Genomic DNA, 14,456 nt, shown 5'->3' with positions numbered 1-14,456 from the left:
GGTGTTCCCGTAGACTTGTGCGGTTGCCAGTCGGCAACGTCTCTCCTGCTGCAGGGATCCTGCAGCCGTTTAGTCCGAAGGAGACTGAATGTCATTGCGCCCGTACGAAGTCATGATCATCCTTGATCCCGACCTCGAAGAACGTACCGTCGCCCCCAGCCTGGACACGTACCTCAACGTCGTGCGCCAGGACGGCGGCTCCGTCGACAACGTCGACGTGTGGGGCAAGCGTCGTCTTGCCTACGAGATCAACAAGAAGAACGAAGGCATCTACGCCGTCGTCACGCTCCAGGCGGAGCCGGCCACGGTCAAGGAGCTCGATCGCCAGCTGACGCTCAACGAGTCCGTTGTGCGCACGAAGGTCACACGTCCCGACGTGAAGTAGGCCTGATCCACGGACCCACTGTGGACAACCCGCTGCGGTTGTCACATGGCTGCGGTTCACTAAGTCAGACACCCACACACCTGAAAGGCTGCGCCCCATGGCAGGCGAAACCAACATCACCGTCGTCGGCAACCTGACGAACGACCCGGAGCTGAAGTTCACTCCTTCGGGCGCGGCAGTTGCCAACTTCACCGTCGCGTCGACGCCTCGTACGTTCGACCGGCAGACCAACGAGTGGAAGGACGGCGACGCGCTGTTCATCCGCTGTGATGCGTGGCGCCAGCTGGCCGAGAACGTCGCCGAGTCGCTCCAGAAGGGTCAGCGCGTCATCGTGACGGGCGCCCTGAAGGTCCGCAACTACGAGCGGCAGGACGGCTCCAAGGGCACCAGCGTGGAGATGACGGTCGACGAGATCGGCCCGTCCCTGCGCTTCGCCACGGCCAAGACGAGTCGCGTCAACCGCTCCGGCGGCGGCGACTTCGGCGGTGGCGGCAACTCAGGTGGCGGCTTCGGCGGAGGCAACTCTGGTGGAGGAAACTCCGGCGGAGGCAACTTCGGTGGAGGCGCTCCGGCCCAGGGCGGCAACGACCCGTGGTCGACGCAGCCCCGCTCCGGCGGCGGTTCGCAGGGTGGATCTGACTGGGGTGGCAACGCGGGGAACGTCCGACGAGCCCCCTTTCTAACCCTTCACGTCAGAGAAACGAAACCAGGAGCAACATGGCAAAGCCAGTCGTCCGCAAGCCGAAGAAGAAGAGCAACCCGCTCGCTGCGGCCAAGGTCACCGAAATCAACTACAAGGACACCGCGCTGCTGCGCAAGTTCATCTCGGACCGCGGCAAGATCCGCGCGCGCCGCGTCACGGGTGTCACCGTCCAGGAGCAGCGCCTCATCGCGAAGGCCATCAAGAACGCCCGCGAGATGGCTCTGCTTCCCTACACGACCACCGGTCGTTAAGGGGTTTGGAATGAAGCTCATCCTCACGCACGAGGTCACGAACCTCGGAACCCCCGGCGACATCGTCGAGGTCAAGGACGGCTACGGCCGCAACTTCCTGCTGCCGCGCAACTTCGCCATCCGGTGGAGCAAGGGCGCTGCCAAGCAGGTCGAGTCGATCAAGGCTGCGCGTGACGCGCACGCCGTGCACGATCTCGAGGAGGCCAAGAGCATCAAGGGCAACCTCGAGTCCGGGCCGATCAACGTCGCCGTCCGCGCCGGTGCCGGCGGACGCCTGTTCGGCGCCGTCACGGTCTCCGACATCGCCGAGGCCCTGGCCACGGCCGGTGCCAAGGTCGACAAGCGTCGCATCGAGGTCGGCAACCCGATCAAGTCGCTCGGCGCCCACACGGTCGCCGTGCGCGTCCACCCCGAAGTGAGCGCGCAGGTCAAGCTCAACGTGGTGGCTTCCAAGTAGTCCGCCTGACGGGCCGGCACCTCCGGGTGCCGGCCCGTCGCCGGTGGATCACCGTCATGCGTTCCCCCCTCGCATCGGCCGCGTCCCTGCTGCTCGCCGGGAGCCTTCTGCTCTCCGGCTGCACGGACTCGTCCAGCGGCGAGTCGGACCAGCCGCCCGCTGCGGCGTCCAGCACCACCACCAGCACGCCGGCCGACCAGGCCCTGCCGAGCACCGCGTGGCGTGACGCCCCGCCCGCCGACGTCGCCCCCGGCGGCACGCTCCGCCTCGCAGCCAGCACCCTGCCCACCAACTTCAATCCGCTGCAGGTCGACTCGGCCAACTCCGACGCCGCGCGGATCCTCGCCCCGACGACGGGCAGCGCCATCCGGATCACCGCCGACGGCGGGTGGACGGTCGACCCCGACTACGCCCGGTCGGTCGAGGTCGTCGACAAGGACCCGCTCACGGTCAAGGTCGACCTCAACCGTGACGCGGTCTGGCAGGGCGGCACCTCGATCACCGCCCAGGACATGGTCGCGTTCTGGAAGGCGCAGAACGGCTCCGACGACGCCTTCGAGGTGGTCTCCACCGCCGGCTACGACGCCATCTCGGCCGTCACGCCCGGCAAGGACCAGTTCTCGTACACCGTCACGTTCGACGAGCCCACCGCCGAGTGGCCGCTGTACGTCTACCCGCGGCTGGCCAAGAACGTCTCGTCCTCACCCAAGCTGTTCAACCAGGGGTTCCGCAAGCGAGCCATCTCCGCCAACGGGCCGTACGTGGTCTCCTCGATCGACACCCGCAAGGGCCTCATCGTCCAGCGACCCAATCCCCGGTGGTGGGGCGACAAGCCCAAGCTCTCGCGCATCACCTGGAACATCGCGGACGCCGACCTCCAGGCCGAGGCGTACGTCAACGGTGGGCTCGACGCCGTCGACCTGCAGGCCTCGACATACGCCCGGGCCAAGGGGACCGGCGTCGTCCAGCGCGCGGCAGGCATCGAGTGGTCCCAGGTGACGCTCAACGCCGGCCGGGGCGCGCTGAAGGACGTCGAGGTGCGCCGCGCGGTCGCCCACGCGATCAACCCGGTGCCGATCGCGGTCAGCGCCGCGAAACCCCTGGGGGCCCGGCCCGCACCGCTGGGCAGCCTGCTGCTGCTCCCCGGCCAACGGGGCTATCGCGACTCGTCCGGCCAGATCGCCTACGACCCGGACCGTGCCGCGAGGCTCCTCGACAGGGCCGGCTACCGCAAGGGCGCGGACGGCATGCGCGCGTCCAAGGACGGCACACCGCTGCGGCTCGTGCTGCCGGTGCCGGCCGAGACGCCCACCAACAGCGCCCGGGCGAAGGCCATCGCCGCAGACCTCGAGGCGGTGGGCATCAGGGTGAGGACACGGTCCGCCCCGTCCGGCATGGACTTCTACGAGAAGATCGTCATCCCGCTGGACTTCGACCTCGTGACCTTCCAGCGCCGCGGATCGGCCTTCCCGCTCACCGCGGCCAAGCCGTTGTTCTACCCGATCGACTCCGCCCAGAACTTCACCGGCATCGGGCCGCGGCGGATCGGCGCCGGGTTCGACACCGTCCTCGGAACGCTCAACGAGAAGCTGCGCATCAAGCGGATCGCGAAGCTCGACGAGTGGCTGCTCCAGGAGGCCCCGGTCGTCCCGCTGGCGGTGACCCCCATCGTCGTGGCGGTGCGCAAGGACCTGGCCAACTACGGGGCCGCGCAGTTCGAGCAGCCCGACTGGACCCGCGTGGGCTTCACGAAGAAGGGCTAGCCGCCGCGACGATCGCCGCCACGGTCCTCGCGCCGTCGGCCGCCCGCTGGGAGCGGGCCGGGACGAAGGCGTCGCGCCGCTCGTCGTACGTCGCACCGACGACCTCGCCGTGGTCGGCGGCGATCTCGTGCAGCGACGTCGACCATCCGGCGGCCCGCAGGCGCAGCTCGAGGCCGCACACCATGTCCGGTGGCGTGATGGTGTCGTCGTCGCCGTAGACGACGTCGACGTGGCACCGACCGGCGCCCGGCGGCAGCTCGGTGGGGAGCGGTTGCCCCGTGATCGGGTCGGTGGCGCGCGGGCCGTCGGCGGGCGCGATGAGCACCAGGCCGCCCACCCCGATGCCCAGGCGCCGGGCGTTGAGCGCGAGGCTGACGGCGGCCACTCCGCCGAGCGACCAGCCCGCGACGACGATCGTGTCCGGGTCCTGACCCTGCTCCGTGGCGATCTCGCGAGCGCGCCGCACGGACGTCAGCAGGTCGGCGCGTCCGCCGTCGGCGTGGCCGGCGTCCCAGTCGGGCGTGACGACGGTCCGCCCGTGGGCGGCGATCAGCTCGCTCAGCCCGTCGAGGACCCCGCGGGAGTCCGCCCCCCGGCCGTGCCACAGTACGACCACGGGACCGTCCCCGCGGACGTCCAGGTGTCGTCCGGGCGTGGGCTCCTCGGTGCGTGTCATGCGTTCAGTCTGCCGAACGACCCGGGCCGAGGACCAGCCACGCGTCGCTGCGCTCGCGATGCCAGAGCGTCGCGAGCCGCGCTGCGATGAATCCGCCGTACGCGACCCACAACCAGGTGAAGCCGGCGCCGGTCCAGCCGACCAGCAGGACGAGTGGCGTGTAGGCGACGAGGACGACGACTCCGGCGACGGCCAGGTAGACCCCGTCGCCCGCGCCGATGAGCACGCCGTCGAGCACGAAGACCACCCCGGACAGCGGCTGGATCGCCGCGACGACGAGCAGCGCGGGCACCAGGGCGTCCCGGACCTGGTCGTCGGACGTGAACAGGTGCGGCAGCCACGGTGCGCCGGCCGCCAGGACGGCCCCCGCGATCACGCCGGTCACCACGCCCCAGCCCATCATCCGCCGGGTGAGCGCCCGGGTCAGGTCTGCGTCGCCCGCCCCGAGGGCGCGACCCGTGAGCGTCTGCCCGGCGATCGCGATCGCGTCGAGGCCGAACGCCAGGAAGCCGACGAGGGCCGCGGCGATCTGGTGGGCGGCGAGCGGGACGTCGCCCAGGTCTGCGGCGACGAGCGTCGCCAGGACGATCGAGATTCGCAGCGTCAAGGTCCGGACGATGAGCGGAACGCCCTGGCGCGCGGCGTCGAGGATCTCGCCGATCCGGGGTGCCAGGGGAGCCGCCGCTCGCCGTGACCGTTGGACGATGACGCCGACCAGCCAGGCCGCGGCGAGCCACTGGGCCAGCACGGTTCCGGTCGCCGCGCCTCGGACACCCCAGTCGAGCCCGTAGACGAACGCCACGTTGAGCACCACGTTGACGATGTTGGCGACGACGGTCACGACCAGCGGGGTGCGCAGGTCGAGGCTGCCCCGCATCGCGCCGGTCGCGGCCAGCACGACCAGGACGGCGGGAAGGCCGAGCGTCGACACGAGCAGGTAGTCCTGGGCGAGGTCGGCCACGGTGGACGAGCTCGACACGGCCGCGGACAGCGGACCGCTCGTGGCGGCGAGGCCGATCCCCAGCACGGTGCCGAGCCCGGCGGCGAGCCACAGGCTGCTGATCGCGAGCCCGTACGCCGCGCTGACCTCGCCCGCGCCGTGGTGCCGGGCGACCGCGGCGGTGCTCCCGTACGCGAGGAAGATGCACAGCCCGACGACCGTGCCGAGGACGACGGCCGCTGCGGCGAGACCGGCCAGCTCCGGGGTGCCGAGGTGACCGATGATCGCGGTGTCGGCGAGCAGCATGAGGGGCTCGGTGACGAGGGCGAAGAATGCCGGGACGGCGACCGCGAGGATCTGCCGGTCGACGTCGGTGCGGAGCCGCATGCAGTCCTTCCTGACGTGACCGGAGGGTGAACTGGGGCCAAAGTGACGGGGTTTGTCGACAAGTGTATGAACAGGGTCCCGTGGATGAACGCGGGCCGGCAACTATTTTGTCTCCACACAAAACTAACTGCGTTCCCGCAGGTCAGACCGGGTTTGGGTCGAAAAACAATTTGGTTGTCCACATGTTCGTCCACCGGCTGTGCACATGGCTCTCGGCGTTTTCCACAGCATTGAGGACGTTGCGCACACCCCCTGTGCGGCACCGTCTTGGTGACGACACGCACGGGGCCTACTGTGACGGGTCGGCAGTTGTGTCGGCGCCGGGACCTAGGCTCGGCATGACGACGAAAGGAACTCATCGGTGAGCGTGACGGACCTCTACGAGGCGGGTCCAGGACCCGGCGAGGATCCCACCTCAGGACGTGTTCCTCCCCAGGACATCGCCGCTGAGCAGAGCGTCCTGGGCGCGATGCTGATCAGCAAGAACGCGATCGATCCGGCCGCCGACATCCTGCAGGGCCGTGACTTCTACCGGCCCGCGCACGAGCTGATCTTCGACACCATCACCGATCTGGCGAACCGGGGTGAGCCGGCCGACGCGATCACCGTGGCCGCCGAGCTGCACCGCCGCGGTGAGATGGGTCGCATCGGCGGCGCGCCCTACCTGCACGACCTGGTGCAGGCCGTCCCGATCGCCTCCAACGTCGACTTCTACGCCGAGATCGTCCGGGAGAAGGCCATCCTGCGCCGGCTCGTCGAGGTCGGCCAGCGCATCGCGCAGCTCGGTCAGGCCGGCCAGGGCGAGGTCGCCGAGATCGTCGACCGGGCCCAGGCCGAGGTGCTCGACGTCGACGGCACGAGCCAGGCCGAGGACTATCGCGCGGTCTCCGAGCTCATGCCGCTGACGATCGACGAGATCGAGGAGATCCAGGGCCGTGACGGCTCGCTGAGCGGCGTGCCGTCCGGGTTCCCCGACCTCGACAAGTTCACGACCGGGTTCCGAGCCGGCCAGATGATCGTCGTGGCCGCCCGACCCGGTGTCGGCAAGTCGACGCTGGGGCTGGACTTCGTCCGCTCGGCGGCGATCCGCCACCAGATCCCGTGCGCCATCTTCTCCTTGGAGATGACCGGCGCCGAGATCGCCATGCGCATGCTGTCGGCCGAGGCCCGGGTCAGCATCGGCCACATGCGCGGCGGAGGCATGCACCAGCGCGACTGGGACGCCATCACCAAGGCGATGCCCCGGGTCAACAGCGCCCCCATCATCATCGATGACAGCCCCAACATGACGATGCCCGAGATCCGCTCCAAGGCTCGCCGCATCAAGAAGCAGTACGGTCTCGGCTTCGTGGTCATCGACTACCTCCAGCTGATGACGTCGGGCAAGCGGGTCGAGAACCGTCAGGTCGAGGTCTCGGAGTTCTCCCGAAACATCAAGCTCCTCGCCAAGGAGATGGAGGTCCCGGTGGTGGCGATCAGCCAGCTGAACCGTGGCTCCGAGCAGCGCACCGACAAGACTCCGCAGATCTCCGACCTGCGCGAGTCCGGATCCATCGAGCAGGACGCCGACATCGTGCTGCTGCTCAACCGTCCCGACGCCCTGGGCGCCGGCGAGTCCGATCGTCCCGGCGAGGCCGACATCATCATCGCCAAGAACCGTTCGGGCCCGACCAACAAGATCGCGGTCAGCTTCCAGGGTCACTACTCGCGGTTCACGCCGATGGCCCGCGACGCCGAGCCGCCCCCGGGCGCCCCGGCGGCCGGCGACTTCTTCGGCTGACCGCACCCGTCACTGGTACGTGATGAGGTCCGGCCTGGGCCGGACCCGGTCCCACGTCTGCTGCGCGGTCAGCATGGGCTCGTCCTCGTCGATGAAGTTCTTCCAGCCCCAGCCGGCGACGTCCGGGGCGTCCCGGCGCAGCGTCGCCCACGTGCCCTGCTTGGCTCCCTGCGGTCCGGAGCCGTCGACGTGCAGGACCGTGGCGAGCTCGGCGTGACCGGTGTCGAGCTTCGAGCGGTCCGCGATCATCGACGTCGAGAACTGGTGCAGGACGAACAGCTTCTGCGGCAATGTCCTTCGGCGCGTGAGGGCGGCCAGCCAGTCTGCGGTGCGGTTGATCTCGGCGACCTTCACCGAGCCGATCTGGCGCAGGTGCTTCTGCCCGGGCTTGAGGCGCCACTCGGGGTCCAGCGCCAGACCGACGTTCGGCCGTTCCAGCAGCGAGCGGTAGCGCTTGGCCTGGGTGAGGAAGTCGGTCCGTCCGGGCTGCAGGTCGAGGATCACGTAGATCCCGTGCTTCGCGGCGGCGTCGACCAACGGCTCGAGCTTGCTCACCGGGGTCTCGGTCGAGTAGTTCTTGTCCTTGCCCGGCCCGCCCGACGCGATGGTCGCGATGATCTCGAACGTGGGGACGACCGTGCCCTTGCCCAGGCGGCGGTACTTCCGGGCCAGCCGCTCCACCCGCTTCACCGAGTCACTCACCCCCTGCTCGCCGAGCACCCCCAGCTGCGGTGCGCCCGGGTGCCCGTACATCGCGGTGTAGCGCTTGCCGGGTAGGGCCAGAAATCCCCCGGCCGGCTGCCGCACGTCCCGGCGGACCACCTGCACCGTGTACGCCAGGTTGCGCGCGAACGGTCGTCCCAGCGCCACGACCGGGCTGTCGGGCCGGCTCCGCAGCGTCTTGGCCACGGACGCGCTCCGCCGGGGGTCGGCGTCCGGCACCTGCAGCACGGTCGCGCCGGCGATGCGGGCCGTGGCGACCGCCACGGCGTTCGCGCTGCGTGACCGGGTCAGCACGATCGCGTCACTCGACCGCTCGGTGGCGGGACTGGTCGCCGGCTTCTCGGGGACCGGGCGGGTGCGGACCCCGGGGACCGCGCGCACGCGACCCGACGTCAGGACGGTCGTCGCCCCGAGGCGCTCGACCTCGCGGGGAACGGAGGCGTCGGAGATCAGCACCGGCACGCCCCGCGTCGTGGCCTCGGCGATGCCGCGACGCTGGGCGGCGCGGTCGTGCCTGGCGACGACCACGACCGATCGGGCCGACGTGAAGAACCGTTGCGAGACGCCGGTCGCGGACTGCGCGGCGGTGCTCGACTCGATCACGTCGAGCGCGCGCGAGGGCGTCCGGGTCGTCGTGCCGGGGGTGCCGCCGGTGCCGCCGGTGCTGCCCGTGGCGTCGTCGTCGTGGCCGGTGAGCGTGACCACGAGGGCGACGATCAGGGCAACAGCCACGGCACAGGCGATGGCAAGGTTGCGATTGAGCCCGAGAGATACGCTCATGCCCGTGACCCTACTGACCGCCCTGATGGCCTCGACCGGCAACGCACCCGACTCCGGGCTCGCCGGGTGGACCGTCGACCTGATGGACAAGCTGGGCCTCTTCGGAGCCGGGCTCGCGGTGGGCATGGACAATGTCTTCCCGCCGATCCCGAGCGAGGTCATCCTTCCGCTGGCCGGGTTCGCCGCCAGCCAGGGGACGTTCTCGCTGGCCGGAGCGCTCGTGGCCACGACCCTGGGATCGGTCATCGGCGCCGTCATCCTCTACTGGCTCGGCGCGATCTTCGGGCGGGATCGTGCGGCGCTCGTCTTCGAGAAGGTCCCGCTGCTGAAGGTCAGCGACCTGGAGAAGACCGAGGCGTGGTTCCTCAAGCACGGCGCCGCAGCCGTCTTCTTCGGTCGCATGGTGCCCATCTTCCGCAGCCTCATCTCGTTGCCCGCGGGGGTCGAGAAGATGAGCTTTCCGCTGTTCCTGACCTTGACGACGCTCGGCAGCGCGATCTGGAACTCGATCTTCGTCGTCACCGGATACCGACTGGGCCAGAACTGGGACGAGGTCGAGCCGTACGCCGACGCCTTCCAGAAGCTGGTCATCATCGCCGTGCTGGTCGTGATCGTCGGCTTCGTCGTCCTGCGCGTGCGTGAGATGCGCCGTTCCTCCACCCCATGAGGATCGTCTCGCTGCTGCCCTGCACTACCTGAGCAGACTTCATCCGGCGCAGCCACTGTCGCTGTGGTGGGTGGGCGGGTTACCGTGACGGCTCCTTCGAGACACGAGGTGCCCCCATGTGGTCAGTCGTCATTGTCGTTGTCGTGGTCGCCCTGCTCCTCGTCTGCGTCCAGATCGTCCGTCGCCGAGCCCGTGGCCGCACTCCGTTCGCCGCCCTCTCCAGGGAGGACCAGGTGCAGGCTCTGCGTCACCACCAGGACGGTGAGGGGCTGCGCGGGGCGCGCGACTCCTCGAGCGCTCCGGGCATGAGCAGGTTCGACAGCCTCGGGCCGTGGGGACCGTAGGCCCCGGCGCGGGCAATGATGGGCCGCCCAGCACCCGCGTTCGCAGGATCGCTAGGCCGCGTACTCCATGTGGACGGGCTCGGTGTAGATCTCGAGCACGATCGGCTCAGGTGGCGGAGGCGCCGGCGGGAGGGTGGTCCATCTGAGGACCCCGTGGCCCTTGTAGCTGTGGTGTCTTCGGCACAGCGGTCCGAGGTTGTCGGCGGTGGTGGGGCCGACGGGCCAGGGTTGTCGGTGGTCGATGTCGCAGCGTTCGGCCGGGACCATGCAGCCGGGTGACTGGCACGTGCCGTGCAGGAACCGCAGCGCGACGGCGAGCGTGTCGGGGCAGAACCTGCCGACGTACTCGTGGGACAGGACGTCCCCGGTGACCGGTTCGATGACGATCCTGTGCCAGAAGGTGTTGCCGTCGGCGGCGACGGCAGCGATCCAGCCGGCGGGGACGGCCCACCGGCCGTCGGTGGACTCGGCGAACCCGGCAACTGCTCCGGCGAGGACGTCGGCGTCGATGGTGACCGCGATGTTCGCGTCGACCGCAGCGGTCGCAGCCTCGGAGTCGGTGCACCAGGCCACCAGGAGGTCGGCCTCGCGCTGGGTCACGGTCCGGTTGTCGTCAGCAGCGACGTCGGTCCGCGCTTGTCGCCGCAGCCGGGCCTCGATCGCGGCCAGCTCGTGCGAGGGCAGGTAGGCGTTGAGCCAGCCCATCGAGTCGTCACCGTGGCGGACCGAGACGTGCCGGTTGCGGCGTTCGTCCTTGGCCCGCTCGACCGCGAGGTCGGCCTCGACCCGGCGCACGAACCGCCGCAGCCAGTCCCGCAGCTCCGCGCCGGTGTGGCTGCTGGCGTAGTCCACGACCCGCCGGGCGAGCCGCTCGATGGACTCGGCGCGGTGCAGCTTCTCGATCGTGCCGGCGATGTCCCGCACCCGGGCCCAGTCGATCCGCCCCGCGGTGAACGCCGCCCACACCGATGGTGCGTGGTCGCGGACCCGTGCGGCCGCCGACAACCGCAGCACGACCTGACCCTCGCTGAAGCCGGTCGCCTCGGCGATCGTCAGCGCGATCGCGGACCGTTCCACCAACCTTCGCATCGGCGGCTCGACATCGGCGGTGCGGACGATCTCCGCGTCACGGAACGCCAGCATCGCGGACACCTCGCGGGCCTCGGCCCGAGCCCGCTCACGCACCACGACACCCAGGGTGTCGACGGAGGGGGCGGTGCTGGTCATGTCTCCAACCTAGACGTGACCACCGACACACGATTCCTGTTCCGTTCCGGGCCTGCTCGCTCGCGCCGCGCGGTCGTGTGAAGCCCCCTCCTACAGTGGTGGGGTGACTTCCTCGGTGGCCCGGCGTCTTGTTCCTGCGGCACTGGCTGGGCTCGTCCTGCTGGCCGGTTGCAGCGGGTCCGACGACGGCGAGGGCACGAAGGCGAAGTCGTCCGAGGCGCCCACGGCGGACGTCGACGAGTCGGCCGCGTGCAAGCTGCTGACGGCAGCCGACCGCAAGAAGCTCGCGGGGTCCGCAGTCGACATCGTCGTGACCTCGGACGCCCGCGAGGGCGGCAGCAGCCAGTGCCGCTGGCAGACCCCCGAGGCGCTGATCCAGGTCACGACGCTGCCGGCCAAGCGATGGGCGACCTCGCTGCCCGACGTGGTGGCACAGCTGGAGAAGTCGGCCGACCAGGGCTCGGCCGCCGACCGCAAGGACCTGGCGCGGGCCAAGAAGCTGCTGGCGGGCGCGGACTCCTTCACCGACGACGAGGCCTGCAAGGCGTTCGTGACGCTCGCCGAGATCGGCGGCGCCAAGAAGGGCTCCACCACGACGATCACGCCCGTGCCGATCACCGAGACGGACATCGGCCTGTCGGCCCAGACCTGCACCGAGGGCCACCTGACGTCGATCATCTACTCGGTGCCCGGGCTCAAGAAGACGGCGAAGGTCGAGCGGACCGTCACCGCCGTCCTCGCCTCGGCACAGAAGCGGGTCGTGGCGGCGGGCTGACTCAGAACGCCACGTCGGCCCGTCGGTCGTCGGGGCCGGGCTTGTCGCAGTAGGTCGCACCGTCCACGAACCGCACACCGTCGGTGAACCGAGCCTCGATCTGGCCCGCGCCGAACTGCTCGACGTACAGCCGCGAGTAGAGGCCGCCGAGTTCGAGCAGCTCGTCGTGGGTGCCCTGCTCGACCAGGTGACCGTCCTCGAGCCCGAAGATGACGTCGGCGTTGTGGATCGTGGACAGCCGGTGCGCGATCGCGATCGTCGTGCGGTTGTGCGTGGCCCGCTCGAGGGCGTCCTGCACGAGCCGCTCGGTCTCGGTGTCCAGCGCGGACGTGGCCTCGTCGAGGATCAGGATGCGGGGGTCCATCAACAGCACCCGCGCGATCGCGAGACGTTGCTTCTCACCACCGCTGAGCCGGTAGCCGCGCTCGCCGGTGATCGTCTCGTAGCCTTCGGCGAACGACAGGATCCGGTCGTGGATGTTGGCGTCCCGTGCGGCCTGCTCGATCTCGTCGGCGGTCGCGTCCGGCTTGGCGTACGCGATGTTGTCGCGGATCGAGCCGTGGAAGAGGTACGGCTCCTGGGTCACCATGCCGACCGCCTCGGCGAGCGATCCCATCGTGAGGTCGCGGACGTCGGTGCCGTCAATGAGGACCGCGCCCAGGTTGACGTCGTAGAAACGCGGCACGAGGTACGTCATGGTGGTCTTGCCCGACCCCGACGGGCCGACGATCGCGGCGAGCTGACCGGGCTCGACCTTGAGCGAGATGCCCTCGAGGGCCCAGCCCTCCTCGGGTGCCGGCTCGACCCGCTCGATGCGGACGCCGGAGTCGCCGAAGCGGTCGGTGCGCACCGTCCCGGACAGGGCGCGCGGCTCGGGGTAGCGGAAGAAGACGTCGCGGAACTCGATCTCCCCGCGCAGGTCGGCCTGCTCGAGGACCTTCGCCCCCGGCCGCTCGGTGATCGCGGGCTTCAGGTCGAGGTACTCGAACAGGCGCCGGAACAGCGCCAAGGAGGTCTGCACGTCCAGCGTCACCCGCATCAGCTGCAGCAGCGGCATCTGCAGGCGGGCCTGCAGCGTCGTGAAAGCGACCAGGGTGCCGGCGGTCAGCGAGGCGCCGCCGCTGATCATGTAGCCCGCGACCAGGTAGATGATGGCCGGCGTGACGGCGAAGAACGTCTGCACGGTCGCGAAGAAGGCCCGACCGGTCATGGCCTGCTCGACCTGCAGCCGGGTCTGGTCGCGGTTGGCCCGGCGGTAGCGCTCGACCTCGGAGTCGGCCCGGTTGAAGACCTTCGACAGCAGGATGCCCGAGACGCTCAGGGCCTCCTCGGTGATCGCGGTCATCTCCGACAGCGACTCCTGCGTCCTGCGCGCGAGCCGTTGGCGACGCTTGCCGACCTGCAGCTGGATGAAGATGAACAGCGGCATCAGGATCAGCGTCAGGATCGTCAGCTGCCACGACAGGATCAGCATCGAGACGAACGCCGCGGTCACCGTGACGCTGTTCTGCAGGATCGTCGTCGCGGTGTCGGTCAGCACCGTGCGCACCCCGGCCACGTCGTTGGCGAGCCGCGACTGGATCGCGCCGGTCTTGGTGGCGGTGAAGAACGCCAGCTCCATCTTCTGCAGGTGCGCGAACAGGTCGCCGCGCAGGTCGGCCATCGCGGAGTTGCCGATCGTGGACGTGAGCCAGTTCTGCCCGATGCCGATGAGCGCGGTCACGACCGGGATCGCGCACATCCCGACGACGAGCCAGGCGAGCAGGTGCAGGCGGATCTCGCCGCCCGGAGGGAACAGTGCCTTGTCGAAGACGGCCTTCGTCAGGAACGGGACGATCGAGGTGAGGATCGCCGCGACGACGACCGCGACCGCCACGAAGACCATCTTGGTCCGGTAGGGCCGCAGCATCCGGGCGATGCGACCCAGGACCGGTGCCCGTTCGGCCGCGATCTCGTCCTCGGTGAGGTGCACGACCCGCGGCGCGCCGTCGCCCCGTGGCATCAGTCCTCGATCTTGGTGAGCACGATCTCCGGCGCGTCGCCCTCCACCGGCACGATCTCGGTGGTGCCCCAGACGCCTGCCTCCGAACGGAGTGCGGCCCACAGGAACAGCGAGTCGGGGTCGGTGACGAACGTCGGGTCCGCGGTCAGCGTGAACGCGACCGGCACGTCGGTCGCGTCGAGCGCGGCACCGGCCAGCACCTCGCCCGCGGCGTCGACGAGCTTGACGGTCGCGACGCCACCGGGCGGCAGGGCGATGCGTTCGCGGGTCTGAAGGGTGCCGGTGACGGTGAGGAGCTGGGAAGACATGCGTACAGGTTATGCCTGGCCGCCCACACGGGCCCGGCGCTGCAGGCGCAGGGCGGCGATGGAGGTTCGCGGTATCAGTCCTTCCGCTCGAGTTCCCCGATATTCTGCCTGGGGCTTGACCAAGCGGGTCCCGGACCGAGGAGCGGGGGACAGTGCTTCCACGGTACGCGCGCGTCGATCCGACCCTCGGTGCACTTGAGACTGCTGCCACATGGGTCGAACGGGTCTTCCATGCTGCGATGGTGATCTGCTGCGGCATGGCGGTGGGTGGTTTTGTCTCCTTGGGTC

At 69.8% G+C, this 14,456-nt stretch carries 14 protein-coding genes and 1 pseudogene; 9 read left to right on the top strand and 6 right to left on the bottom strand.

The features are described from left to right. The first annotated feature begins 94 nt into the window (after window positions 1-94). The 5 genes and pseudogenes from rpsF (at window position 95) to C3E78_RS17855 (ending at window position 3,559) form a co-directional block, all read left to right on the top strand. Complete coding sequence (rpsF, locus tag C3E78_RS17875; protein WP_108580963.1) at window positions 95-385, top strand: 30S ribosomal protein S6; 291 nt, start codon at window positions 95-97, stop codon at window positions 383-385. Between the two features lie 97 nt (window positions 386-482). After that, window positions 483-1,046: pseudogene (locus tag C3E78_RS17870) on the top strand (single-stranded DNA-binding protein); the annotation flags it as partial. A 56-nt stretch (window positions 1,047-1,102) separates the two neighbouring features. Then, on the top strand, window positions 1,103-1,339 hold the full coding sequence (gene rpsR, locus C3E78_RS17865) for a 30S ribosomal protein S18 (RefSeq protein WP_108580638.1): 237 nt from the start codon (window positions 1,103-1,105) through the stop codon (window positions 1,337-1,339). A gap of 10 nt (window positions 1,340-1,349) precedes the next feature. Further along, entirely contained in the window at window positions 1,350-1,796 is a 447-nt protein-coding gene (rplI, locus tag C3E78_RS17860) for a 50S ribosomal protein L9 (RefSeq protein WP_108580962.1), read from the top strand. 56 nt (window positions 1,797-1,852) lie between these two features. After that, window positions 1,853-3,559 (top strand): ABC transporter family substrate-binding protein, encoded by a 1,707-nt coding sequence (locus C3E78_RS17855; protein ID WP_108580637.1) that lies wholly within the window; start codon window positions 1,853-1,855, stop codon window positions 3,557-3,559. Here C3E78_RS17855 and C3E78_RS17850 read toward each other — a convergent pair. Both C3E78_RS17850 and C3E78_RS17845 read right to left on the bottom strand, forming a co-directional pair. Continuing rightward, the gene (locus C3E78_RS17850; RefSeq protein WP_108580636.1) at window positions 3,543-4,235 is read right to left on the bottom strand and encodes an alpha/beta hydrolase; all 693 of its coding nucleotides are present in this window, start codon (window positions 4,233-4,235) and stop codon (window positions 3,543-3,545) included. The genes C3E78_RS17855 and C3E78_RS17850 overlap by 17 nt on opposite strands. A 4-nt stretch (window positions 4,236-4,239) precedes the next feature. Further along, window positions 4,240-5,562: an MATE family efflux transporter gene (locus C3E78_RS17845; RefSeq protein WP_108580635.1), complete on the bottom strand. Its 1,323-nt coding sequence runs from the start codon at window positions 5,560-5,562 to the stop codon at window positions 4,240-4,242. Between the two features lie 361 nt (window positions 5,563-5,923). On the opposite strand from C3E78_RS17845, the gene dnaB reads away from it, so the two are divergent. Further along, complete coding sequence (gene dnaB, locus C3E78_RS17840; RefSeq protein ID WP_108580634.1) at window positions 5,924-7,342, top strand: replicative DNA helicase; 1,419 nt, start codon at window positions 5,924-5,926, stop codon at window positions 7,340-7,342. Window positions 7,343-7,351: 9 nt separating this feature from the next. Here dnaB and C3E78_RS17835 read toward each other — a convergent pair whose 3' ends face one another. Beyond that, the gene (locus tag C3E78_RS17835; RefSeq protein ID WP_135804944.1) at window positions 7,352-8,845 is read right to left on the bottom strand and encodes an apurinic/apyrimidinic endonuclease family protein; all 1,494 of its coding nucleotides are present in this window, start codon (window positions 8,843-8,845) and stop codon (window positions 7,352-7,354) included. Between C3E78_RS17835 and C3E78_RS17830 the strand changes: the two genes are divergently transcribed. Both C3E78_RS17830 and C3E78_RS17825 read left to right on the top strand, forming a co-directional pair. Further along, window positions 8,844-9,512: a DedA family protein gene (locus tag C3E78_RS17830; protein ID WP_108580632.1), complete on the top strand. Its 669-nt coding sequence runs from the start codon at window positions 8,844-8,846 to the stop codon at window positions 9,510-9,512. The genes C3E78_RS17835 and C3E78_RS17830 overlap by 2 nt on opposite strands. Window positions 9,513-9,628: 116 nt before the next feature. Further along, window positions 9,629-9,856, top strand: coding sequence for a hypothetical protein (locus C3E78_RS17825; protein WP_108580631.1), 228 nt, complete (start codon window positions 9,629-9,631; stop codon window positions 9,854-9,856). Window positions 9,857-9,907: 51 nt separating this feature from the next. On the opposite strand, the gene C3E78_RS17820 is transcribed toward C3E78_RS17825, so the two are convergent. Further along, complete coding sequence (locus C3E78_RS17820) at window positions 9,908-11,083, bottom strand: HNH endonuclease signature motif containing protein (RefSeq protein WP_108580630.1); 1,176 nt, start codon at window positions 11,081-11,083, stop codon at window positions 9,908-9,910. A 103-nt stretch (window positions 11,084-11,186) separates the two neighbouring features. Here C3E78_RS17820 and C3E78_RS17815 point away from each other — a divergent pair, with 103 nt between their 5' ends. Further along, the gene (locus C3E78_RS17815) at window positions 11,187-11,858 is read left to right on the top strand and encodes a hypothetical protein (protein WP_135804943.1); all 672 of its coding nucleotides are present in this window, start codon (window positions 11,187-11,189) and stop codon (window positions 11,856-11,858) included. A gap of 1 nt (window position 11,859) precedes the next feature. Here C3E78_RS17815 and C3E78_RS17810 read toward each other — a convergent pair whose 3' ends face one another. Beyond that, the gene (locus C3E78_RS17810) at window positions 11,860-13,860 is read right to left on the bottom strand and encodes an ABC transporter ATP-binding protein (protein WP_108580628.1); all 2,001 of its coding nucleotides are present in this window, start codon (window positions 13,858-13,860) and stop codon (window positions 11,860-11,862) included. Beyond that, on the bottom strand, window positions 13,860-14,168 hold the full coding sequence (locus C3E78_RS17805) for a YbaY family lipoprotein (RefSeq protein ID WP_108580627.1): 309 nt from the start codon (window positions 14,166-14,168) through the stop codon (window positions 13,860-13,862). The genes C3E78_RS17810 and C3E78_RS17805 overlap by 1 nt, the downstream gene beginning before the upstream one ends. Window positions 14,169-14,456 lie beyond the last annotated feature (288 nt).

Origin of the sequence: Aeromicrobium chenweiae (assembly GCF_003065605.1) — a bacterium.
GTDB lineage: Bacteria > Actinomycetota > Actinomycetes > Propionibacteriales > Nocardioidaceae > Aeromicrobium > Aeromicrobium chenweiae.
The sequence above is the reverse complement of the archived record's forward strand: the minus strand, read 5'-3'. Positions and strand labels throughout refer to the sequence as shown.

Coding starts and splice junctions, on each gene's coding strand:
- C3E78_RS17820 (WP_108580630.1), bottom strand. CDS start 11,083: ATGACCAGCACCGCCCCCTCCGTCGACACCCTGGGTGTCGTGGTGCGT.
- C3E78_RS17825 (WP_108580631.1), top strand. CDS start 9,629: ATGTGGTCAGTCGTCATTGTCGTTGTCGTGGTCGCCCTGCTCCTCGTC.
- rplI (WP_108580962.1), top strand. CDS start 1,350: ATGAAGCTCATCCTCACGCACGAGGTCACGAACCTCGGAACCCCCGGC.
- C3E78_RS17850 (WP_108580636.1), bottom strand. CDS start 4,235: ATGACACGCACCGAGGAGCCCACGCCCGGACGACACCTGGACGTCCGC.
- C3E78_RS17855 (WP_108580637.1), top strand. CDS start 1,853: ATGCGTTCCCCCCTCGCATCGGCCGCGTCCCTGCTGCTCGCCGGGAGC.
- C3E78_RS17835 (WP_135804944.1), bottom strand. CDS start 8,845: ATGAGCGTATCTCTCGGGCTCAATCGCAACCTTGCCATCGCCTGTGCC.
- C3E78_RS17810 (WP_108580628.1), bottom strand. CDS start 13,860: ATGCCACGGGGCGACGGCGCGCCGCGGGTCGTGCACCTCACCGAGGAC.
- rpsR (WP_108580638.1), top strand. CDS start 1,103: ATGGCAAAGCCAGTCGTCCGCAAGCCGAAGAAGAAGAGCAACCCGCTC.
- C3E78_RS17830 (WP_108580632.1), top strand. CDS start 8,844: ATGCCCGTGACCCTACTGACCGCCCTGATGGCCTCGACCGGCAACGCA.
- C3E78_RS17845 (WP_108580635.1), bottom strand. CDS start 5,562: ATGCGGCTCCGCACCGACGTCGACCGGCAGATCCTCGCGGTCGCCGTC.
- C3E78_RS17805 (WP_108580627.1), bottom strand. CDS start 14,168: ATGTCTTCCCAGCTCCTCACCGTCACCGGCACCCTTCAGACCCGCGAA.